The 21,532-nt window shown below is 72.3% G+C and carries 18 protein-coding genes, 2 tRNA genes and 2 pseudogenes; 5 read left to right on the forward strand and 17 right to left on the reverse strand.

Going from position 1 to position 21,532, the window contains the following annotated elements:
• Positions 1–7 precede the first annotated feature (7 nt).
• A pseudogene (locus JQS43_RS23580) lies at positions 8–931 on the reverse strand (helix-turn-helix domain-containing protein); the annotation flags it as partial.
• A gap of 98 nt (positions 932–1,029) precedes the next feature.
• Here JQS43_RS23580 and JQS43_RS23585 point away from each other — a divergent pair.
• Positions 1,030–1,818 carry a hypothetical protein gene (locus JQS43_RS23585; protein ID WP_239676551.1) on the forward strand — a complete coding sequence of 263 codons (789 nt, stop codon included), beginning with the start codon at positions 1,030–1,032 and terminating at the stop codon, positions 1,816–1,818.
• On the opposite strand, the gene JQS43_RS23590 is transcribed toward JQS43_RS23585, so the two are convergent.
• The 5 genes from JQS43_RS23590 to JQS43_RS23610 all read right to left on the reverse strand — a co-directional run bounded on the left by JQS43_RS23590 (position 1,796) and on the right by JQS43_RS23610 (position 7,496).
• Positions 1,796–4,630 carry a helix-turn-helix transcriptional regulator gene (locus JQS43_RS23590; RefSeq protein WP_239676552.1) on the reverse strand — a complete coding sequence of 945 codons (2,835 nt, stop codon included), beginning with the start codon at positions 4,628–4,630 and terminating at the stop codon, positions 1,796–1,798. The two genes, JQS43_RS23585 and JQS43_RS23590, sit on opposite strands and share 23 nt — an antisense overlap.
• Before the next feature lie 79 nt (positions 4,631–4,709).
• Positions 4,710–4,862, reverse strand: coding sequence for a hypothetical protein (locus JQS43_RS23595; RefSeq protein ID WP_239676553.1), 153 nt, complete (start codon positions 4,860–4,862; stop codon positions 4,710–4,712).
• 249 nt (positions 4,863–5,111) lie between these two features.
• Positions 5,112–5,837: a CE1759 family FMN reductase gene (locus JQS43_RS23600; protein WP_239676554.1), complete on the reverse strand. Its 726-nt coding sequence runs from the start codon at positions 5,835–5,837 to the stop codon at positions 5,112–5,114.
• Positions 5,834–6,301, reverse strand: coding sequence for a MarR family winged helix-turn-helix transcriptional regulator (locus JQS43_RS23605; RefSeq protein ID WP_239676555.1), 468 nt, complete (start codon positions 6,299–6,301; stop codon positions 5,834–5,836). The genes JQS43_RS23600 and JQS43_RS23605 overlap by 4 nt, the downstream gene beginning before the upstream one ends.
• Before the next feature lie 7 nt (positions 6,302–6,308).
• Positions 6,309–7,496, reverse strand: a complete 1,188-nt coding sequence (locus JQS43_RS23610; protein ID WP_239676556.1) for an LLM class flavin-dependent oxidoreductase — start codon at positions 7,494–7,496, stop codon at positions 6,309–6,311.
• A 194-nt stretch (positions 7,497–7,690) separates the two neighbouring features.
• On the opposite strand from JQS43_RS23610, the gene JQS43_RS23615 reads away from it, so the two are divergent.
• On the forward strand, positions 7,691–8,695 hold the full coding sequence (locus JQS43_RS23615; RefSeq protein WP_239676557.1) for a glycosyltransferase family 2 protein: 1,005 nt from the start codon (positions 7,691–7,693) through the stop codon (positions 8,693–8,695).
• A gap of 11 nt (positions 8,696–8,706) precedes the next feature.
• On the opposite strand, the gene JQS43_RS23620 is transcribed toward JQS43_RS23615, so the two are convergent.
• Together JQS43_RS23620 and JQS43_RS23625 are read right to left on the reverse strand one after the other, a co-directional pair.
• Positions 8,707–10,305 (reverse strand): glycosyltransferase, encoded by a 1,599-nt coding sequence (locus tag JQS43_RS23620; RefSeq protein WP_239676558.1) that lies wholly within the window; start codon positions 10,303–10,305, stop codon positions 8,707–8,709.
• 45 nt (positions 10,306–10,350) lie between these two features.
• Positions 10,351–10,439: transfer RNA gene (locus tag JQS43_RS23625), tRNA-Ser, on the reverse strand.
• Positions 10,440–10,582: 143 nt separating this feature from the next.
• Here JQS43_RS23625 and JQS43_RS23630 point away from each other — a divergent pair.
• Positions 10,583–11,428 carry a CPBP family intramembrane glutamic endopeptidase gene (locus JQS43_RS23630; RefSeq protein ID WP_239676559.1) on the forward strand — a complete coding sequence of 282 codons (846 nt, stop codon included), beginning with the start codon at positions 10,583–10,585 and terminating at the stop codon, positions 11,426–11,428.
• Between the two features lie 149 nt (positions 11,429–11,577).
• Here the strand turns inward: JQS43_RS23630 and JQS43_RS23635 are convergent, their stop codons facing one another.
• Positions 11,578–12,540: a hypothetical protein gene (locus JQS43_RS23635; RefSeq protein WP_239676560.1), complete on the reverse strand. Its 963-nt coding sequence runs from the start codon at positions 12,538–12,540 to the stop codon at positions 11,578–11,580.
• 125 nt (positions 12,541–12,665) lie between these two features.
• Here JQS43_RS23635 and JQS43_RS23640 point away from each other — a divergent pair.
• Positions 12,666–12,754 (forward strand) — tRNA-Ser (locus tag JQS43_RS23640).
• Between the two features lie 396 nt (positions 12,755–13,150).
• Positions 13,151–13,423, forward strand: a complete 273-nt coding sequence (locus JQS43_RS23645) for a hypothetical protein (protein WP_239676561.1) — start codon at positions 13,151–13,153, stop codon at positions 13,421–13,423.
• Between the two features lie 52 nt (positions 13,424–13,475).
• Here the strand turns inward: JQS43_RS23645 and JQS43_RS23650 are convergent, their stop codons facing one another.
• The 8 genes and pseudogenes from JQS43_RS23650 to JQS43_RS23685 form a co-directional block, all read right to left on the reverse strand.
• Positions 13,476–14,348 (reverse strand): DUF3592 domain-containing protein, encoded by an 873-nt coding sequence (locus tag JQS43_RS23650; protein ID WP_239676562.1) that lies wholly within the window; start codon positions 14,346–14,348, stop codon positions 13,476–13,478.
• Positions 14,349–14,451: 103 nt separating this feature from the next.
• The gene (gene hemB / locus JQS43_RS23655) at positions 14,452–15,426 is read right to left on the reverse strand and encodes a porphobilinogen synthase (RefSeq protein ID WP_239676563.1); all 975 of its coding nucleotides are present in this window, start codon (positions 15,424–15,426) and stop codon (positions 14,452–14,454) included.
• Positions 15,427–15,444: 18 nt separating this feature from the next.
• Positions 15,445–17,028: a uroporphyrinogen-III synthase gene (locus JQS43_RS23660; protein WP_239676564.1), complete on the reverse strand. Its 1,584-nt coding sequence runs from the start codon at positions 17,026–17,028 to the stop codon at positions 15,445–15,447.
• Between the two features lie 134 nt (positions 17,029–17,162).
• A pseudogene (gene hemC / locus JQS43_RS23665) lies at positions 17,163–18,107 on the reverse strand (hydroxymethylbilane synthase); the annotation flags it as partial.
• Positions 18,104–19,432 (reverse strand): glutamyl-tRNA reductase, encoded by a 1,329-nt coding sequence (locus tag JQS43_RS23670; protein ID WP_239676566.1) that lies wholly within the window; start codon positions 19,430–19,432, stop codon positions 18,104–18,106. The gene JQS43_RS23670 and the pseudogene hemC, both read right to left, overlap by 4 nt.
• A gap of 2 nt (positions 19,433–19,434) precedes the next feature.
• On the reverse strand, positions 19,435–20,187 hold the full coding sequence (locus tag JQS43_RS23675) for a redox-sensing transcriptional repressor Rex (RefSeq protein WP_239676567.1): 753 nt from the start codon (positions 20,185–20,187) through the stop codon (positions 19,435–19,437).
• A 341-nt stretch (positions 20,188–20,528) separates the two neighbouring features.
• Positions 20,529–21,179, reverse strand: a complete 651-nt coding sequence (locus tag JQS43_RS23680) for an HAD family hydrolase (protein ID WP_239676568.1) — start codon at positions 21,177–21,179, stop codon at positions 20,529–20,531.
• Positions 21,180–21,208: 29 nt separating this feature from the next.
• Positions 21,209–21,511 carry a glutaredoxin family protein gene (locus tag JQS43_RS23685; protein ID WP_239676569.1) on the reverse strand — a complete coding sequence of 101 codons (303 nt, stop codon included), beginning with the start codon at positions 21,509–21,511 and terminating at the stop codon, positions 21,209–21,211.
• Positions 21,512–21,532 lie beyond the last annotated feature (21 nt).

Genomic DNA, 21,532 nt, shown 5'->3' on the forward strand with positions numbered 1-21,532 from the left:
CCTCCGGCCGGAAGCGCCACTGCAACCGGTAGCGGGCATGAACCGGCGGCGCTTCGGTCTCCCACTCGAAGACGGCCCGACCCGGCTCAGCGCGCCGGTTCACCGGCGTACGCAGCGGTGCCTCCCCTGTGGACAACGAGGTCTCCACTCCCCACACCTGTGGCTCCGGCGGGGTGGGGAGGTCGACCCGGACCGCCAGCCGGCCGGTGGGCAGCCGGATCGCCCGCTGGAACCAGGGGCCCCACAGATCATCACGGACCGTGTAGCCGTACTCGATGGTGGTGCGCTGACCGGGGTAGAGCGGGAACTGCCGGGCCTCGTTCTCGAAGAGCAGCCAGATCTCCTTCAACGCGTCCCGGTCGTGCTTGGCCCGCCAGCGCATCGGCTCCCGATCCTCGCCGGGGTCGCCGTAGAGGCCGTAGAACTCCAGCTCCGGCAGGGCGAGCGGGTGGCTGCGATGGTGGGCGTTGGACTGCTCCGAATCCTGCGGGTAACGGTCGACCGCGATCCGGCTGAGCCAGCGACTGAGCGGTTCGGTGCCGGCGTTGTACAGCCGGCGCTGCACCACGCAGCGGTACCGCCCGTCCCGGTAGGTGAGCGACGCCACCTCTTGTTCGACGACCGGGCCGGGGCCCGGTGGCCGCCAATGCTCGGACACCAGCCCGTGCCGGGTCCGCGCGGCGGCTGAGCGAGCTTCGTCATAGTCGACGAACGCCTGCCAGACCGCCCCGCCGGCACGGAGCACCAGCTCGGCCCGGCGGGCGAAGTCGGCGGTGGGCCGATGCCGGCCGCGCTCGACATGGCTGAGGTAGGACGGGTCGAAACCCATCTGGGCGGCGAGGCGCTTCTTGGTCATGCCGCGGTCGGCACGCCAACGGCTGAACACGGCGGCGAAGGTCGCGGCGCTCCGCTCAGTCGGGGAGATCGTCATTGTGGCGTGCCTCCCGGGGGGCTTCCAGTCTCCGTCGCCGCACGCGTTCCCGCAACCGGGTCGCGGCCGAGAACACGGTTAGGCTAACCTTAGTGCTTATGATGCTAGCCACGCCGACGCTGATGCCGGTGGAGGCCGCGTTCGCAACCGTGCGTCGCCGGCAGGGCGCTGAAGGTATGCGTGGCCTCGCACCTGGCCTGTTGGTGCCCGAGGGCGCCGTCGACTGGTGGCCAGCGGCCAACCTACTCCACGGCGACACCGGTCTTGATCTCGACCGGCTCCTCGGTGCCGCGGCGAGCCGGTGGGGCGCGAGCCCGCACGCGGCGGCGGCGCTCGCGTGGCGTTCCTACACGTACTGGCTGTCGCTGCCGGTGATCCTCGGCTGGGCGGTGGCCCGCCGGGTGCTGCTGGTGCACCCCGACGACGTGCAGCTCCGGTTCGGCGGCGAGCAGCAGTTGCTGCAGGTCGGCATGCGTCGACTGCGCTGGGCGGTGCTGCCCGACGACCCGTTGGCGGGTGCTGCGGCCGGCGGCGAGCTGACGGTGGTCGGCTCGGAGTCGGAGCTGCTGGGGGTGCTGCGGGCGTCGTTGCGCGAATCACACCTCGATCCGCTGTTGACGGAGGTGCAGCACCGGGTGCGGCTGGGCAGCCGGCCGCTGTGGGGTTCGCTCGCCTCGGCGGTCGCCTACGCGGTGATCCGTGGCGTGGAGGGCTCGGCGGAGACCCTGCTCGACACCGCGGGGCGGCTACTCTCCGCGCTCGACCTGACCAACCTGGTCAGCATCGACGACGGGCCGGAGGGGCTGGCGGTGCGCAGGCACACCTGCTGCCTCGCCTTCACCCTGCCGAAACCGAAGGTCTGCGCTAGCTGCTGCCTGCGCGGCTGACCGCGCCGGCCGAGGTCGGCCCGGTGACCGCCCACGCAGCGGCGGCATCACCCCGGGCCACCCAGGCAGCGACCTGGGTGCGGCTGGACATCGCCAGCTTGGCCAGGATGTGGGAGACATGCACCGCCACCGTCTTGCGGGAGATCACCAGCCGGCGGGCGATCTCGGCGTTGGTCAAGCCCTCCCCGATCAGCACCGCCACCTCCTGCTCGCGGGCGGTGAGCGGACCGTCGTCGGCCTCGCCCGCGACCTGCGCCGGGTCGAGCCGGCGACGAAGCTCGACCAGCTGGTCGCGGCGCCACCCCGGCCACTTGGCCAGCGCGGCGTCGGCGTCCGCCAGTTGCTCCCGCGCTGCCTGGACCTGCCCCAGTCGGAGCAGGCAGCGGGCGGCGCCGACCGCGGCGGTGCCCCGGCAGGAGGGGGGCGCCGCGTGGCGTCCCGCGACGGCGGCGAGGTAGTCCGGCAGCGCCCGCTCGACCCGCCCTTCGGCCTCGGCCAGCTGCGCCTCGATCAGCAGCCGGAGCGGGTGCTCGGAGTCGTTCTGGCCCTTCTGGTCCAAGCAGCGCCGCTGTTGCAGTGGCCGCAGCTCGTCCGGGCTCAGGCCGACGGTGAGCGCCGCCGACACCTGGCAGTGCAACGCCTTGGCGCCGAGCGGCTCCTCAGGGGTCGCCAGCAGCTTCGACAGCAGCCGCCGCGCCTCCGGCAGGTCGCCCCGGTGGCAAGCGAGCTGGAAAGTGATCCCCCGCGACACTGTGCGCCACCGCCGGGCGTCCGGCCCGTCCGCGAGCAGCGCCTCGGCGGCGTCGAGGTCACCCCGCTCAAGGTAGAGCTGCGCCAGCCGACCGCGCAGATAAGCCCCCATGGTCGGGCCGGCCGGCACCGCCAGCGGCGGGTCATGGGCCGGGTCGGTGCTGACCGCGTGCAGGTCGACCCGCTGCACCCGCTCCAGCAGGCCGATCGCGGCGTCGAGGTCTCCATCGGTGATCGCCAGCTGGGCCAGCCCCTCGGGGTAGCCGGCCGAAGCCATGCCGACGACGCCAGCGCGCTCGGCGGCGATCCGGGCCCGCTCCAGCACTTCGGCGGCGGCCGGATCGCCGGCAGGTAAGAACCAGAACAGGTTGTGCCAGCCCCGCGCCGCCTCCAGGAAACAGCCGGCGGCTTCGGAGTCCGCGGCGACCTCAGCGAGTAACCGCTGCCCCTGCTCCGCGCTGTCCGGGTGGCACACCAGCGCGCTGCCCTTCTCCAGCAGCGCCAGCCGGCAAACCGCCTTGAGGTCGTGCTGCGCTGCCACCGCATAGGCCCGGTCGGCCCAGTCGACCGCCCGGTCGTGCTCACCGCGGAGCATGTACGACTGGGCGACCGCCGCCATCGCCTTCGCCCGCATCTTGCCGTCCGGCAGCACCTCGGAGAGCGCCTGCACCTGGGCTGTGTATTCGGCCATCTCGGTCGGCTCGCCGCGCTCCCAGGCCACCCGGATCAGCTGGGTCAGCGCCGCCACCCGACTACCGTCGTCGCTGGTGGCGCGGAGCGCCCGGGCCGAGTGCCGGTGGGCGTCGTCGATGTATCCGGCCCGCCAGGCCGCCGCCCCGGCCAACACCAGCAGGGGAAAATCGTCGGGGGCCTCGGCCAGCCCCAACTCGGCCAGGATCAGGGCGGCGTACGCCGAGCCGGCGGCGAGTCGTTCGGTGGCTCCCCGGCGGGCCGCGTCGATCAGATCGTCGTACCGGCCGGCGCCGCGGGCGTGGGCTGCGACCGCCGCCAGATCCGGGTCCGGGCTGGCCTGCAACTCTGCCAACGCCGCCTCGTGGATCCGGCGACGCTGCCGGCCGAGCATCTCCCCGGTGACCGCCTCCCGGGTCAGGGTGTGCCGGAACCCGAACAGGTCTTCCTCCACCTCGACCAGCAGGCCACGGTGGACCAGGTCACCTAGCGCGGCGAGCATGGTCGACTCGGCCAGCCCGGTGACCGTGGCGAGCAGGTCGAACGAGACCCGACTGCCGAGCACCGCCGCGGCCTCGACCACCTGCCGTTGCTGGTCGGCGAGCCCGTCGAGTTGGCTGCGCAGCACCTCGGCGAGATTCCACGGCAGCGGCTGGTGACCGATCTCATCGAGGTCGGTGTCGCCGGCGGCCTTGAGCAGCTCTTCCAGGAAGAACGGGTTGCCACCGGTGCGGTCGTGCAGGGTCGAGACGGTGCGCCGGCCCGGGGCGCGGCCATACACCGCGGCGAGGAAGCTCGCGGTGCCGGCCGGGGTGAGCCGAGTCAGCCGCAGGTGGGTGACGCCGCGGCGGCGGTCGAGCCGCTCCAGCAGCACCGCCAGCGGGTGGCGGCGGCTGAGCTCCTCCGGGCGGTAGGTGCCGACCAGCAGCAACGGGCCGGTGGTGACCTCTTCCAGCTGCTCGAAGACGGCCAGGCTCTCCGGGTCGGCCCAGTGCAGATCGTCCACGATCAACAGCGCCGGGCCGGTGCCCACCACGCTGCGCAGCAACGCCACCGCCGCCGCCGGCCGGTGCATCGGGTCGGCGGCGCGCAGCTGCTTGACCAGCTCGTCGTCGGCGTCGGGCACCAGGTCGAGGACGAGCTGATACGGCTGGCCGGCGCCGCCGGGGTCGGCCTGGCTCAACAGCCGACGGGTGCCCGGGGGCACACAGGTCGCCAGCTCCGAGGCGAGCCGGGTCTTGCCGATGCCCGGCTCACCACCGATCAGGGCGATCGCAGGCTGGGTCGCCTCGGTGGCGATCCGGCGCAGCTGCGCCAGCTCCGAGTCCCGGCCCACCATCACCGGGCTCAGTCCCGATCGGGAGACCAGCATGGCGGCAACATTACCGACCGGGGCGGACATCGACGGCTGGTTTTCTGCCTGGCTCAACTCTGCGCCCTTGGAACGCTCACTAGGCCGGGTCGCTGCGGCGGGGCCAGTGCCGCCACCGGATCTTCGACGATCGCCCCGGCCAGCGGGCACGTCGATAAGACTGGGCGGCCGCGACCAGCTCCTGGTGGTGCACCTGGGCGAGCAGCTGGGCATGTTCGGGTAGCAGCGTCATGTCACCAACGGTCGCCGCTGGCGCGGGCGATGACATCGGACGGAATCGGTAACTTCCCGCGCCGGCCGCCGCCCAGTCGTGGTAGGTATCTGCGCTCCCACCGATAGGTATACCTATGACCGGTCTAACACCGGGCGCCCGCCCGGTGGTTACGCAGTGAGCGCCAGCCCGCGCAGCACGAGGTGGATGCCGAGGATGAGCGAGCCCTCGCCGCTGCCGTAGCGATCCGGCGCTTGCGGGCCGGCGCGGTCACCGATCCGAGGCGCGGGGCGGCAGCGCGCCCCCCGCGGCGAGCCGCATCAGGTCCGAGTCGAGGTCCACCTCGTACTCGGTGCCGCCGGCGCTGCCGAACTGATGCTGGTAGCTACGCCAGCCCTCCTCCTTCAGCTGCCGGGCGAACCCGCTCGCCATCAGCAGCACCAGCTCCAGCGCCGCCCGGTCGACCCGGGCACCCAACGCGGCGTCGTTCCAGTCCTCCGACGCGGCGAACAGCGACGTCGGCACCGGCAACGCCCGCAGGTACGCGAAGAGCGGCCGGAGCTGCTCGTCGACGACGAGCGCGTGCCGGGCGGTGCCCGCGGTGGCGGCCAGGATCACCGGCTTACCGATGACCAGGTCGTCGTCGAGCACATGCCAGAACGAGGTGAACAACCCACTGGCGCCGGCCTTGTAGACCGGGGTGCTGGCGATGATCCCGTCGGCCTTACTCAACGCGGCGACCGCGCTGCCCAGCCGCGGCCCGAGCAGCGGCGAGGTCAACGCCGAGGCGATCTCGGTCGCTAGTTCCCGCAGGTCGATCACGGTGGTGTCCACCTGCTGTCCGCGTTCGGCGGCGATCGCCGCGACCCGGCCAGCGGCCTGTTCGGAGAGCAGTCGGGTCGACGACGGATCGCCCGCGCCAGCGCTCACCACCACCAGCGCGAGCGGGGCATCCTCAGACTGGGAGGTCGGCTCGCCGGTCGGCTCGGTAGTCATAGTCCCTGGTCCTCCTGGTTTGTCGAGCGACCGGCGGTGGCCGGCTGGGCCGCCAACCGGCGGCAGAGCGACGCCAGCTGGGTCAGCTCGTCGGCGCTCAACGGCCCGGTCAGGGCGGCGGCGACGCTGCGCGCGTGCTGCCGCCCGACCTGCCGCTGCTGCGCCTGACCCGCCTCGGTCAACGACAGCAGCACCCCGCGGCCGTCCCCGGGGTCGGCGCTGCGCTGCACCAGCCCGCGGGAGACCAGCCGCTCCACCATCCGGGACAACGCCGGCTGGCTCAGCAGCACATGCCGGTGCAGCTCGCCGAGCCGGATCGGCGCCGGGCACTTCGACAGCGTGTAGAGCACGTCGTACTCCCGCATCGAGACCTCGGTCCAGATGTCTTCGGCGGCGAACTCCTTCATCAGCGTCGCGTGCGCGCGCAGCAGCGCCTCCCAGGCGTTGTTGGCCAGCGTGCTCATGCCGGCCTCACCGGGTCGGGTAGGACGCGCGTACCGACGCGTCGGTGTCCTGGTACGGCGCGCCGCCGGTGACGTTGTCCCCCCGGTTCGGGTTGGGGCGCGGCTGCCGCGCCGGCTGGTCGCCGTACTTCGCCGCCACCAGCCGCTGGTGGGTCGGGGCCGGCGGAGTAGCCGGATCCTGCCGGGCGGCGATCTCCTTACGCAGCACCGGGACCACCTCGGACCCGAGCAGTTCGATCTGGTCGAGGACGGTGCCCAACGGCAGCCCCGCGTGATCGATCAGGAACAGCTGCCGCTGGTAGTCACCGAAGTGCTCCCGGAAGGTCAGAGTCTTGTCGATGACCTCCTGCGGGCTGCCCACCGACAGCGGCGTCAGCTCGGTGAACTCCTCCATGGACGGCCCGTGCCCGTACACCGGGGCCTCGTTGAAGTACGGCCGGAACTCCCGCCAGGCGTCCTGCGACCGCTTGGCGAGGTATGCCTGGCCGCCCAGCCCGACGATCGCCTGCTGCTCGGTGCCGTGGCCATAGTGGGCGTACCGCTGCCGGTAGAACCGGATCAGCCGCATGTAGTGCTCCTTCGGCCAGAAGATGTGGTTGGCGAAGAAGCCGTTGCCGTAGTAGGCCGCCTGCTCGGCGATCTCCGGGGTACGGATCGAGCCGTGCCACACGAACGGGGGCACCCCGTCGAGCGGGCGCGGGGTCGAGGTGAAGCCCTGCAGCGGGGTGCGGAAGCTGCCCTGCCAGTCCACCACGTCATCCCGCCACAGCTGGTGTAGCAGGTTGTAGTTCTCCAGCGCCAGCGCGAGCCCTTGACTGATGTCCTGACCGAACCACGGATACACCGGCGCGGTGTTGCCCCGGCCGAGCATCAGGTCGACCCGGCCGCCGGCCAGGTGCTGCAGCATCGCGTACTCCTCGGCGATCCGCACCGGGTCGTTGGTGGTGATGAGCGTGGTAGCGGTGGTGAGGATCAACCGTTGCGTGGTGGCTGCGATGTACGCGAGCAGGGTGGTGGGCGAGGAGGAGACGAACGGCGGGTTGTGGTGCTCGCCGACCGCGAAGACGTCGAGCCCGACCTCCTCGGCCCGCTGTGCGCTCTTGACGATCGCGTCGATCCGCTCGGCCTCGCTCGGCGTGTAGCCGGAGACCGGGTCGCTGGTGATGTCACTCACCGAGAAGATGCCGAACTGCATGGCGCGCTCCCTCCAGCTGCACCGAGATTTCATGCGTTTGCATCTAGTACAACCGGCCCCGGCCGGGGGATATTCCGCGCCGACCTCGCACCCGACTGTACGTCGACTGGATCACTGTTCGTCACCTGCCAGACGCCCAGCGCCACTAACGTTCGCCGGGACACCGCCCAAACGACTCGGCTTGGCAGGTCAACATGGCGTCTGTCCCGGAAGTCAGCGTGATCGTCCCGACCCGGTCCCGACCCGCGCTGGTCTGCCGCGCGGTTCGCGGCGCGCTCGCGCAGACGGTCACGAACATCGAGGTCATCGTGGTGGTCGACGGACCGGACCAGGAGACCATCGGGGCGCTCTCCGCGATCCGCGACCACCGGGTACGGGCCGTGGAGCTGCCCGCTCCCGGAGGTGCCCCGACCGCCCGCAACCACGGGGTACGACTCGCCCGCGCCGCCTGGACCGCGCTGCTCGACGATGATGACGAGTGGCTGCCGGAGAAGCTCGCGGTCCAGCTGAAGCTCGCTGCCGCGACCTCCGTACCGACCCCCATCGTGGCGAGCCGGCTGATCAACCGCACCCCGCGCGCCGACCTGGTGGTCCCCCGGCGGCTACCCGACCCCGACCAGCCGATCAGCGAATATCTCACGGTCCGGCACGGCCTGTTCCACGGCGACGGCTTCGTCCAGACCTCCACCATACTCACCCCGACCGAGCTGCTGCGGCGGGTGCCGTTCATCCCCGAGCTGCGGAGGTTGCAGGAGCTGGACTGGACGCTCCGGGCGGTCCAGCACGACGGCGTGGCCCTGATCGTCGCACCCGAACCGCTCGTGATCTGGAACACCGACGAGGATCGGCCTCGTATCACCTTCGACTCTCCCTGGGAAGAGTCGCTCGGCTGGCTGCAGCGCAGCCGGCCGTTGTTCACAAGACGGGCGTACGCAGCGATCACCATGAGTGTGATCAGCTCGATGGCCGCCCCCACCCGCAGCGTCACCGCATTCCGGACGCTACTGCGCGAAGCGCGCCGTCATGGCCAGCCCGGGGCGTTGGACTACTTGACCTTTCTGCAGATCTGGCTGACCCCCGCGCAGCTACGGCGCAGGGTGCGGGACCTGATGTTGAAGCGGCGGCGCCCAGCTGGCGGCACGCTCGCCGACCGCCCGGCGGCACCGGCCGAACCGCTCGCCGGCCGCCGGGCGGATTAGCACCGTCCGGGTCACCGCCGGCCGAACCGCAGCATCTCCCGCATCCGCCGGGCCACCAGCCACGCCACGACCGCCGTCGCCCGCAGCCAGGAGCGGACACCCCCAACCTCTACGGTGGACGGCGCCAGTCGGGGGGCCCGCCGCCCAACGTTGGCCGCCGCCGGGATGCCGGCCGCGAGCTCTGCCGCCGCCCACCCGGTCAGGTCGACCAGGCCGGCAGCCTCGGCCGTCGCATCCCGGCGACCGAACACCTCGCTGACCACCTCCACCAACGACTCATCCGGCTCCCGCACCCACCGCGACCGGCTCACCGCGGCCGTCCGCCACAGCCGGGCGGGCGACCCGGCACCAGGGGTGTCCACCTGGACGAGGCCGACCTGATGGCGGTCGGCGACTGCGATCAACGACCGTAGTCCGTCCGGCTTGAGGCCGTAGGCGGCCGGGAGCTCCAGCAGGTACGGCGCCGGGAAGGCGGCCTCGGGCGGCTCGGTCACCAGTCGGACCCGTGGCTCGCCGCGGTAGGTCGCCGCGAGCAGTTGCAGATCGAGAACCGGATCGACCAACACCCGCACCCGGCCGCGGTCGAGCCGTTGCCACGGACCCACCAGGTGTACCCGGACGTCGGACTCGGTGCCGCGCAGGACCGAGTCGACCGCCGCACGCACCTGCTCCAATGGCGCGTCGGTCGCCGGCACCACCACCTCCGCCAACGGCACCGACCAGCTGGTGCCGCCCACCTTGCGCCAGTGCCGGGGGTACGGAATCCGGTCGGCGAAGAACGGCTGGTTGTATCGGGACACCTGCGCACGGGCCCGCATCACCTGGGTACGCCCCAGATGCCAGCTGCGGGCAGCCGGCTCGGGTACGAAGACCGCCCCAGCCTGGGCGAGCCGGTAGCCGAACTCGGTGTCCTCACCCAGCCGCAGCTCTACGTCGAACCCGCCAGCCGCGTCGTACAGCTCCCGGCGCAGCGCCGCGGTCGCGCCGACGTGGATCCGGAACGCGAGATGGTCGGCGCTTCGGAGCTGGTCGGTCTGCGCGATGTACCGTTCGACGTAGGTGTGCGGCTCGCCCTCGTCGCCGCCGAACAGCTCCCCGGCAGCCGCCCGTTCCCAGGCGGCCACCACGGCACCCGGCTCCGGCCAGGACCCGCCGGCCGCCGGCTCGACGAACCGCTTATACCCCAACGTCACCGCGTACGGCAGCAGATGGTGCCACCGCGCCTGCGCTGCGACATGGTCCGGGAAGGCCACCATGTCGGCGTCGAGCCAGTGCAGGATTTCGCCGGAGCTGCGCGCCGCCCCCTGCGCCAGCGCGTAGGCCCGCCCCCAACCGGCCGTGGAGTCCGCCAGCCGGATCAGCCTCGTCCGGTCCGGCCGGAGCGGCGGCAACACCAGCGCCGGCTCCGAGCCGTCGTCGACCACCACGACCTCGAGCAACTCCGCTGGGTAGGTCTGCCGGCTGAGCGCCGCCAACGTCAGATCGAGCGTCTGTTGGCATTGAAAGGCGGGCACAATGACGCTCACCGTGAGGGTGGGCCGCCACCCCGCCAGCTGCGGCACCGGCACCCGCGACCAGTCGTTGCGCACCACCCGGGGAGTTCGGGTCACGGGCGCAGCCTACCCGGATGCCGGTGCCTCGACCGTGCTGGTGAGCGGAGGGTGTGGGATTCGAACCCACGGAGACGCGCAAACGCCTCAGCGGTTTTCAAGACCGCCGCCATCGGCCACTAGGCGAACCCTCCAGAAACTGCCGCGACTCGCACCGCGACGGCACGCCGCCGTGCTCATGCTAACGCGACGGTGCACCGGGCTGGTGGGCACCGGCCCGGTGGGCGCCGGCCCGCACCGCCACCAGCGCGAGCGGCCGACACGTACGCTACCGGGCATGACCAGTGGTGAGACCGGGGCCGCTGCCGCGGCACCAGCGTCCGGGGCCGCCGCGTCGACCGCGCCGGCGCCCTCCCGCCGGGTGCTGGGCACCGAAGTCCTGCTGGTGCTCGGGGTGTCGATCGGCGCGTCCGCGATCTTCGCCACCTACCGGATCGTGGAACGGCTCAGCCGGCCGGAGGCGCTGTCGCAGCAGACCGCGGCGCTCAACGTCTCCCGACTACCCGACCGGCCCTGGTTCGACCTGGTCGACCAGCTGCTCCGGATCAGTCTGGCGCTGGTGCCGGTGCTGCTCGCGGTGTATCTGCTCAGCCGCTACCCGGGCGACGGCCGGCGGCTGATCGGCCTGGACTGGCGCCGCCCCCGCTTCGATCTCGGCAGCGGCGCGCTGCTGGCGATGGTGATCGGAATCCCGGGCCTGGCGCTCTACGTCGCCGCGCTGCACCTGGGCATCGGAGTACGGATCGCGCCGGCGGCGTTGAGCGCGGTGTGGTGGGCGGTGCCGGTGCTGATCCTGGCAGCACTCCAGAACGCGCTGCTGGAAGAGGTGATCGGGGTCGGGTATCTGCTGACTCGCCTGCGGGAGCTCGGCTGGCACGCCGCCGCGGCGGTCGGCGCCCACGCGCTGCTGCGCGGCTCCTACCACCTCTATCAGGGCTTCGGCGGGTTCATCGGCAACGCGATCATGGGCGTCATCTTCGCGCTCTTCTACCTGCGGTACCGGCGGGTGATGCCGCTGGTGATCGCCCACACGATCCTCGACGTGGTCGCCTTCGTCGGCTACGGGCTCTACTCGGACGAGCTGGACAGCCTACTCGGCCGCATCCTGGGGGCGCTGGGCTGAACCGGAAGATTTACGAGGCGCCGGCCGCGCTGGCCGGACCCAGGTGTCGATCCCTAAGTCACATCCTCAGCGTTGTGGCCCACAACGCTGAGGATGTGCGCCGGTAACCGGTAGTCCGGATCGGCCGGTCCGGCGGATCCAGTCGGCGGTCAACGGTCAGCGACCGCGGCGCCGGCGACCGGCCGGAAATGTCGGATCGCGCGATGCGCCAGCAGGGTCAGCTGCTCACTGTGGTCACCCGCGGCGAGCATCACCCGGAGGGCGGCGGCAGCAGGGGTACGGCGCAGCCCGAGCCGGCTGACCGCGAACCGGGCCAACCCCTGCTGCCCGGCGGCGCCCGCGATGCCGCCGAAACCGAGCAGCGAGAACGGCTCACCGGTGGCGGCCGGATCGAGGTCGAGCAGCTCGATCAGGTCGTCGGCGCGGGCCGGGTCAGTCGGGTCCTGCCGGTACGCGGCGGCCACCCGGAGGATCACCGTGGCCCACACCCAGGCGGTCGCCGGCAACAACAGCGGGGCGGTGAACGGGCCACCGGCGGCGCCGAGCGCAAGCGCCCTGCCACCGCGGACGGCCTCCTGGGTGGCCAGCCGCGCCACGCCGTAGTCCGGTGCGGCCGGGTACCGGTCCCGCAGCCACGTTGCCCAGGCCGCCGCCCGCGGGCCCAACTCGGCGACCGCGAGCTCCGCCAGCCGGCGCGGCGGCTGATCCAGCTGCTGCAACGCCTGCCATGCGGCGTCGGCCCAGACCCCCGGCGCGACGGTACCCGCCAGGGCATCCGGGGTGTCGACCCCACGGGCGCGGTCGCCGCCGACCGGCTGCGACGCTACGGCGGCTGGCGGTTCAGCCGCGGACGGCTCAGCCTGGGCCTGCTCAGCCTGGGCCGGAGCCTTCTTAGCCGGCCCGGTCGACTTGGCTGCCTTGGCGGACTTGGTAGCACCGGTCGACTTGGCGGACCCCGTCGACTTCGTGGTCTTCGTGGCCTTGGCGGCCTTCGTGGCCTTGGCGGAGGTGGACTTGGCGGAGGTGGACTTGGCAGCCTTCTTCGCCGGTGGCGCCGGGTCAGCGGCGGCGTCCCGGGCCGGGGTGCTCTCGTCAGCCTTTTCGTCAGCCATGTTGTCGCAGCCTAACCGGTCTCGGCCCGAGCTGCCGCTCGCAACGCGGCATGGACGTCCCTTTGCTCCCGGCCGCTGCCGCCCTGTATCCTCGTTGCGCGTGCCTCGCCAAGCGAGGTGCCGGTGGAGGCTTCGCCTAGTCTGGTCTATGGCGCCGCACTGCTAATGCGGTTTGGGTTAGCGCCCATCCGGGGTTCAAATCCCCGAGCCTCCGCTCACATTCGCCGCCGCCGCCCGGCTTGTCGCCGGAGGCGGTCGGTGCTCTGCTCACCGGCCGGGCTCCAATGGCTAATTCGAGAAGGCGCCGGTCCTCCCTGCGGCCGGCCGGCTCTCGCCGGGATCGCGTCCGACGGAAGTCGGTACCAGGTCACGGCCTTTTCAGCAGACCCCCTTGCGCCCGGCTGTCAACACCGTCGGCCGCTTGGTCGGTTGAGTGGTGATCCACTACGGCGACAAACCAGGTTCATACCGGCAAACCAGGCGCCACTCGACCCACCAAGTCGGGTGAGACGATCTGCCCGCCGATCTCGCAACCGACTGCCCGGCCGATGGCGTATGCGTAAGCAAGCAAACGCTCCCTCTAGCACCACCTGAGCTGTGGCCATGTCTGATGATCAATCGACCTGATTTGGCCAGCGCAGTCCGGCCGGTCCGCGCCACCCTGCCGGGGCGAGCCGTCCGGGGCGGTAGGGCGCCGGCTGGGATTCAGTGGAACGATTTCGCCTCGGTGGCCACCGTCGTGGTCGTCACCGACCGGACCGGCGCGGCGTCGCCCGGCGAGGCGTTTTCGTTCCTGGTCACCTTCGCCGCGCCGGCGGCGGGCTTCGAGACCGCGCTCAGCGGGCTGCACGCCAGCCTCGAACTCAGCGACGCCGCCCCCTGAACGGAGGTCCCGCCGCCACTGAGGTCGGCGGGGCGGTCCAGCCGCGGTTTGGTCAAGCCTGCGTCCCCGGCCCGGCCGGCGTTTCGGGGCGGGCGGCCAACGATAGCTCATCAACGATCCGCCACAGCGGGCGAAGATCCGCGTCCCGCCCCCGCTCCCGCAGGTGGGCCTCGCCGCAGGTCACTGCCTGCCGCACACCCGCCCGCAACTCCCGGTCCGCGGTGTCTGCCGGTTGCGGCGGTAACGCCACCGACACCGTCAGCACCTGGCGCCGCTTGTCGTAGGAACTCACCTCGGCCCCCTCGGCCCCAGACTCGCACCCCACCCCCGTGACCAGGAAGGACACCCGCAGGGCCACCGGTGATACCCGGCGGCGGCGACGGGCCGCGGTCACCTGAGCGACCAGCCGCCGGTACGCGTGATCCCACTCCACCGACGCGTCCTCACCCAGATCCATTGTCACCGAAACGTCATGGATCGACCGCCGCGCCCGCTGCCGGGACTCCCGCCAGGTCCGAACCGGGTGCCGCAGCGCCAGCGCCGCGAAGACGGCACCGAATGCGGCCAGCGGCACCGGCGGTGCCAGAATCCGCCAGTCGTCATCGGTGTAGCCGTCCGGAGTGGTCACCGTACCCGCGTCGGGGTCGACGTAGACGGTGAGCGCGTCACCCGGTTCCCAGAGCCGGGCACCCACCGGACCCGCCAGGCGCTGACGCCGCGGTTCGTCATCGAGGTGGTACTCGACCACCATCCGGTTCGGCGTACCTCGCGTGCGGATCACCTCGGTGACGGTGGCGGCGACCGCCTCTCCGCTGGCCACCCGATCCGCGGCCCGGGCAGCCAGGAACTGGTGATAACCGATGCCGGCGCCGACCAGCGCCAGCCCCAACACCAGGAACCCGATCCAGCTCGTCACCAGACGCATGGGCACACCCTATGCACCTGGCCCACCGGCCAGCGCAGACAGGCTGACCGCGAAGCCGGGACGAGACTCCGATGTGAGCAGTTGAACGCCGCAGGCGGGTGGCTCAGCGCAGGGCGCGGGCCGCCTCGGTCGCCCAGTAGGTGAGGATGATCTGCGCGCCCGCCCGGCGGATCGAGGTCAGCGTCTCGGCGACCACCCGTTCCCGGTCCAGCCACCCGTTGGCCGCAGCCGCCTCCACCATCGCGTACTCCCCAGAGACCTGATATGCCGCGACCGGCACCTGGACCGCGTCCCGGACCGCCGCGATCACGTCCAGGTAGGGCAGGGCCGGCTTGACCATCACGATGTCGGCGCCCTCGGCCACGTCCAACGCCACCTCGCGCAGCGCCTCCCGGCTGTTGGCGGGGTGCTGCTGGTAGGTCTGCCGGTCACCCTCCAGCGTCGACTCGACCGCGTCCCGGAACGGGCCGTAGCAGGCCGAGGCGTACTTCGCCGCGTACGCCAGGATCGCCACCTGCTCGTGGCCGGCCGCGTCGAGTGCCCGGCGGACCGCCTGCACCTGCCCGTCCATCATGCCGGAGAGGCCGAGCACATGCGCCCCGGCGGCCGCCTGCACCAACGCCATCTCGGAGTAGCGCACCAGCGTCGCGTCGTTGTCGACGGTGCCGTCGGCAGCCAGCACCCCGCAGTGACCGTGGTCGGTGAACTCGTCGAGGCACAGGTCGCTCATCACCACGGTCGAGTCGCCCACCTCGGCGACCACGTCGCCGATCGCCACGTTGAGCACCCCCCGCGGGTCGGTGCCGGCGCTGCCCTCCGGGTCCCGCTGCTGCGGCACCCCGAAGAGCATCAGCCCGCCGACCCCGGCCGCCACCGCCTCGGCCGCCGCCTTTCGCAGCGACTCCCGGGAGTGCTGCATCACCCCGGGCAGCGACGGGATCGGCCGGGGCTCGGGCAGCCCCTCCCGGACGAAGAGCGGCAGCACCAGCTCGGCCGGTGAGACCCGGTTCTCGGCCACCAGCCGGCGCATCGCTGCGGTGCCGCGCAACCGCCTAGGACGTACTCCGGGGTAGCTCATGGTTGCCCTCCGCAACACTCAGCGGAACCGAAGCGCGGTCGGCCCCTGGACCTTGGAACCGCGCCGCTGCTTGGCGGGCATGGTGGCGAGCTTCTCCCGCAGCTCCACCGCGTACTCGGCCAGCGACTCCACCTGGTCGGCCACGGTCGAGTGCTCGGGCTGCACATCCACCCGGAGCCCGAACTCGGTGGCGGTCTCGGCGGTCTTCGGCCCGATCGCCGCGACCACCGTCCGGGCGTGCGGCTTGCCTGCTATCCCGACCAGGTTCCGGACCGTCGAGGAAGAGGTGAAGAGCACCGCGTCGAAGCCGCCCGACTTGATCGCGTCGCGGATCTCGGCCGGCGGCGGTGAGGCCCGCACCGTCCGGTACGCGGTGACGTCGTCGACCTCCCACCCCTTTTCGACCAGCCCGGCCGCCAGCGTCTCGGTGGCGATGTCGGCGCGGGGCAGCAGCACCCGGCCGACCGGGTCGAGCAGATCGTCGTAGGGGGCGAACTCGGACAGCAGCCCCTCGGTGGTCTGTTCGGCGCCCGGGGTCAGCTCCGGGTTGATCCCGAAGGCGCGGACCGCCTCCGCGGTGACCGGGCCGATGCAGGCGACCTTCACCCCGCCGAAGTGGCGGGCGTCGAGCCCATGCTCGCTGAACTTCTCCCACACCGCCTTGACCGCGTTGGCTGAGGTGAAGATGACCCAGGCGTAGCGGCCGTCGACCAACCCCTTGATCGCCCGTTCCATCTGCGCCGGGGTACGTGGCGGTTCCACCGCGATCGTGGGCACCTCGGTGGGGATGGCGCCGTACTGCCGCAGCCGGGAGCTCATCGCCCCGGCCTGCTCCTTGGTCCGCGGCACCAGCACCTTCCAGCCGTAGAGCGGCCGGCTCTCCCACCAGCTGAGCCGCTCCCGTTCGGTGACCCCGGCACCGACCGCGAGCACCACCCGGCCGCTGAACCCGAGCGCCGCCGCGACGAAGCTGTCCACGGTGGAGCTGGTGGTGTACTGGGTGTCGCCGGTACCGTCGCCGGTGACCGTCACCGGCGCCTCACCGTCCACCCCGGCCGCGAGCAGGCCGTCGCGTACCTGGGCGAGCTCGCCGGCGTCGACCGCGAGCGCGAGCGAACCACGGCCGGCGCGGGGCACCAGCGCCTCGTAGTCGAGAGTGGTGACATCATCGACATCCACTGTGGTCCGTGCACCGGCCAGTGGCACCCCGGCGTAGCTGGCCACCCCGGCCGACTGGTCGATCCCGGGCACCACCTCGAAGCGGACGCCGCTGCGGGCGACCTCGGAGACCTCCTTCACCACCGACTCGCGGCTGAACGGGTCCCCGATCGCCAGGTACGCCACGTCGTGGCCGTCCTTGGCCGCCGCGAGCAACCCCTTCGCGAGCTCGCCCGGGTTGCTGTCGGCCTGGCTGAGCTCAACCTCGCTCCGGGTCTCGGCCCGGACCGCGGCGAGTAGCTGTTCTGAGGTACCCCGCTCGTACCGGACATGGTCGGCGGCGCTCAACGCCTCGAGCGCGCGCCGAGACAACAGGCCAGGGTCGCCGGGCCCACCGCCGACGAAGGTGATCCGGCCTACGGGATTTCGGGTACGGGTCGTCATCGTTGCTCCTACTGCGCTTGCGGGTTTCCGGGCCGGCGCGGGTCCGGGCGCTGCCCCAAAGCGCCCACTCCGGCCGGCTGAGTTTCGGTCGTAGCGGTGCCGCGGGCTCCGGCTGGCCCGTCGACGTGCCGCTGCCGCTCGACGCCGAGCAGCGTGTCGGCACCGGCCGCGAGCAGCGCGGCGGCGAGGTCCCGGCCGAGCCGGGCGGCGGCGGCGGTGGTCGGCACCGGGCCGGAGCGGCCCAGCCGGATGCTCCGGGCCCCGTCGAGCCCGCAGACCGCGCCGCGTAGCCGGAGTTCGCCGTCGTCGGTGAACTCGGCCAGGCCACCCACCGGCACGCTGCAACCGGCCTCCAGGGTGGCCAGCAGCGCCCGCTCGGCGGTCACCGCCGCCCTGGTCGCCGGGTCGTCCAGTACCGCCAGCAGCTTGGCCACGCTGGGGTCGTCGACCCGGCACTCCACCGCCAGCGCCCCCTGCGCGGGCGCCGGCAGCATCACCTCGGGATCGAGCGTCTCGGTGATCTCTTCGACCCGCCCGAGCCGGGCCAGGCCGGCCCGCGCGAGCACCAGCGCGTCCAGCTCCCCGGTGGCCACCTTGCGCAGCCGGGTGTCCACGTTGCCGCGCACCGGGACCGCCGTCAGGTCGGGCCGGTACCCGAGCAGCTGCGCGATCCGCCGGGGTGAGCCGGTGCCGATCCGCCCGCCCTGGGCCAAGGTGGCCAGCGTGGCACCGTCACGGGTGATCAGCGCGTCGCGGGGGTCTGCCCGGGTCGGCACGGCGGCGATCGTCAGCCGTTCGTCCGGTGCGGTCGGGAGGTCCTTGAACGAGTGGACCGCGACGTCGATCTCCTTGTGGGCCAACGCTTCCCGCAACGCGGAGACGAACACCCCCACCCCGAGCTGCGCCACCGGGGCACCGGAACGGTCCCCCGCCGTGCTGATCTCCACCAGCTCGGTGGGCAGACCGGTGGCTTCGGTGATCGCCGCGGCGACCGTGCCGGTCTGGGTCATCGCCAAGGCGCTGCCGCGGGTGCCGATCCGGATCAGGCCGGGCGGCCGCGCCGCCGTAACCCCGGTCATGCCGCCCCACCCCCCGGCTCGGTGAGGTCCGGGACCTCGTCGACTCGGCGTGGCTGCGGGACCTGCAGATCGAAGAGCTCCGCCAGCACCGCCGCGTAGCTGTGGCCGTCCGGGCCGGCGGCGAGCTGCCGGACCCGCACCGTGGGCTGGTGCAGCAGTCGCTGCACCAGCCGGTGGACGGCGTGCGCCACCTCGGCCTGTTGGTCGTCGCTGAGCTCCGGCAGCCGGCCGGCGAGCCGGGAGAGTTCGGAGGCGACCACCTCGTCGGCGCGGGCCCGCAGCGCGGCCACGGTCGGCACCACGGCGACATCCCGCAGCCCGGCGCTGACCGTCGCAGCTTCGGCTGCGACCAACTCCTCCGCGGCGGCGACCTCGGCGGTGGCGAGCGACGGCTCGCCGGCGGCCAGCCGCGGCAGGTCGATCAGCTCCACTCCGGGCAGCTGCCCCACCGCCGGCTCCACGTCACGCGGAACGGCCAGATCGCAGATGACCAGCGGCCCCCGGTACGCGGGCCGGCTCGCCACCGCGGCGGCGATCGCCTCGGTGGTCAGGACCGGGTGCGGGGAGGCGGTCGCCGAGACCACCAGGTCGATCTCGGACATATGCGCCGCGAGCTGGCTGAGCACCGCCGGCCGGGCGGCGTAGGCGTTGGCCAGCCGGGCGGCCCGCTGCTCGGTCCGGCTGGCGACGTAGCGGGGGGTGGCGCCGGCCCGGGAGAGGGTCGCCAGCGCCAACGCACCCATTGAGCCGGTGCCCACCACCAGCGCGCCCCGGTCGGCGAGCGAGGTAGCCCCGGCGGCGGTGGCGGCGAGGTCGAGCGCGGCGCTGACCACGCTGCGGCCAGCGGCGTCGATGCCGGTCTCGGCGTGGGCGCGTTTGCCTACCCGGAGGGCCTGTTGCAGCAGGTCGTGCAGTAGCCGGCCGGCGGTGTCGGCGTCGGTGGCGGCGGCGTACGCCTCCCGGACCTGCCCCAGGATCTGGGTCTCGCCGGCGACCATCGAGTCCAGCCCGGCGGCGACCCGGAGGGTGTGGGTGACCGCGTCGGCGTCCCAGTGGACGTAGAGGTGATGGGCGAGCAGCGCCGGGTCCACTCCGGCGCGCTGCGCGAGCGTCGCGGAGATGTCCGCCACCCCGCCGTGGAAGGTCGAGACTCCGGCGTAGACCTCGACCCGGTTGCAGGTGGAGAGCACCGCCACCTCGGTCACGTGATCCCGGCGGAGCAGCCCGGTGAGCAGCCCCGGCAGCTCCTGGGCGGCCACCGCCAGCCGCTCCAGCAGCGACACGTCCGCGGTGCGATAGGAGGCCCCGACCACCAGCAGGTTCACGATCAGACCACCTTCCGGGCCGGGGTGTGGCTCACCGGGTGCGGCACCGCGCCGTCGGTGACGCCGTCGAGCGCGCTCCGGGTCCGGCGATGCTCATGGAATGACAGGATCTGCAGCTCGATGGCGAGGTCGACGCTGCGCACGTCGACATCGGTGGGCACGCTGAGCACGCACGGGGCGAAGTTGAGGATGCACTTGACCCCGGCGCCGACGAGCCGGTCGGCGACCTGCTGCGCCGCGCCGGCAGGGGTGGCGATCACTCCGATCGCGATCTTCTCCGCCGCCACGGTGGCCGCGAGGTCGTCCAGATGGGTGATCGGGATGCCGTAGAGCCGCTCGCCGACCCTGGCCGGCTCGACATCGACCAGGGCGCTGATCCGGAACCCCCGGCTGGGGAAGCCCGCGTAGCCGGCGAGCGCGTGGCCGAGGTTGCCGGCGCCGATCACCGCGACGTTGCGGCGTTGGCTGAGCCCGAGCACCTGCTCGATCTGTTGCACCAGCCGGTCGACGTCGTACCCGACACCGCGGGTGCCGTACGACCCGAGCTGGGAGAGGTCCTTGCGTACCTTGGCGGACTTCACGCCGGCGGCGGTCGCCAACGCCTCGCTGGAGACGGTGTCGTGACCTAGTTGGGCGAGCTGGTGCAGCGCCCGGAGGTACTCCGGGAGCCGGGACACCGTGGCCTCGGGGAGGTCCGGAAAGTCCGGCACCATCACCGCTGGTGCCACAGCGTCGCGCCCCGCGAACTGGCTCATGAGACTCCGTGCCGACATAGCGATCGTCACCTGACCCGGTGGGCCAACGTGGCCGTGACCGGCAGTGCTAGCCGCGCCACCCGCTACAGAGTAGGCGTTTGTGAAGCCCTGCACAAATCGCGATCTTGAAAGCGCGCCGGGACCGCGCCCGGATCCGCCGGGCGCCGGGCCCACTCGCCACCAGCGCCAACCCGGGGCATGCCCCCGCGACGCCGGCTGGCTCCTCGACGAACGCACCGACGAAGCCACCGGTGCCTCCATTCCCGCGTTGGCGCGGTGGCGAGTGGGCTCCTAGGCTACGGCCGATTATCCCCAATTGCCCGGAGCACTGCCACCGCAACTCACCCGGTACGCTGCGCCAACCAGACCGCCTCCAGCAGCGTGTCTACCACCGGCACGCCGGCCGTCCGGAGCTGCTCGGCGCTGCTGAACCCGCCGGAGTACAACACGCAGTCGGCGCCGGCCGCCGCCGCGGCGTGGGCGTCGTCCACCGTGTCGCCGATCATGACTACCGAGGCATCGGTCAACCCCAACTCAGTGAGGTGCGCCACCAGGCGGGGGCCCTTGGACGAACCTTGCCCGAGCCACTGCCGCGGCACCCCGTCAATCCGGGCAAAATGGTCGGTAAGTCCGTGCGCGGCGACGGCCGGCACCAGGTCGGAGTGGAACCACATCGACAGCAGCGACTGGGTACCCGACCAGGCGCGCAGCGCCTCCTCGGCGTCGGCGGCGAGCTCACACGGCAACCCGGCCAGGTAAGCCTCGTGGAACCGCCGGTCGAGCTCGACGAACTCGGCCGCGTCGACCGGGCGACCGAGCACCCCGGCATAGTAGTCGGCGATCGGTCGCCGAAAATCCTGCCGGTGCTGCTCCGCCGTGATCTCCGGGCCACCCACGCTGCCCAGCGCCGCGTTCGTCGCGCTGACCACCAGGGTGAGATCGTCGGACAAGGTGCCGTTCCAGTCCCAGACCAGGTGCCGCTCTCCACTCATGGCGTCGAAGGTAACCGGCGGCAGTCTGCTCAGTCAGCGCCGGTCAGATCCCGCCGCAGCCGCGCCTCGTCCACCCGGAAGTAGTCGTGTTCCCGCCCGTCGAGCAGCACCACCGGGACCCGGCCGCCGTACTCGCGCTCCAGCTCCGGGTCGCTCTCGACGCTCACCTCGTGCCAGCGCTCGCCGGTCGTCTCGGCGACCCGACCCAGCGCCTCCCGGGCGTAGTCGCAGAGGTGGCAACCCGGCCGCACCAGCAGGGTGATTCGCACCGATTCAGGTGACTCCTCCGGGTGACCTACCCCGGCGCCGGGGCCGTCGAACGCGGTCGTCATGGCTCTGAAGTCTGGCATATG

The sequence above is a fragment of the Natronosporangium hydrolyticum genome (assembly GCF_016925615.1).
Taxonomy (GTDB): domain Bacteria; phylum Actinomycetota; class Actinomycetes; order Mycobacteriales; family Micromonosporaceae; genus Natronosporangium; species Natronosporangium hydrolyticum.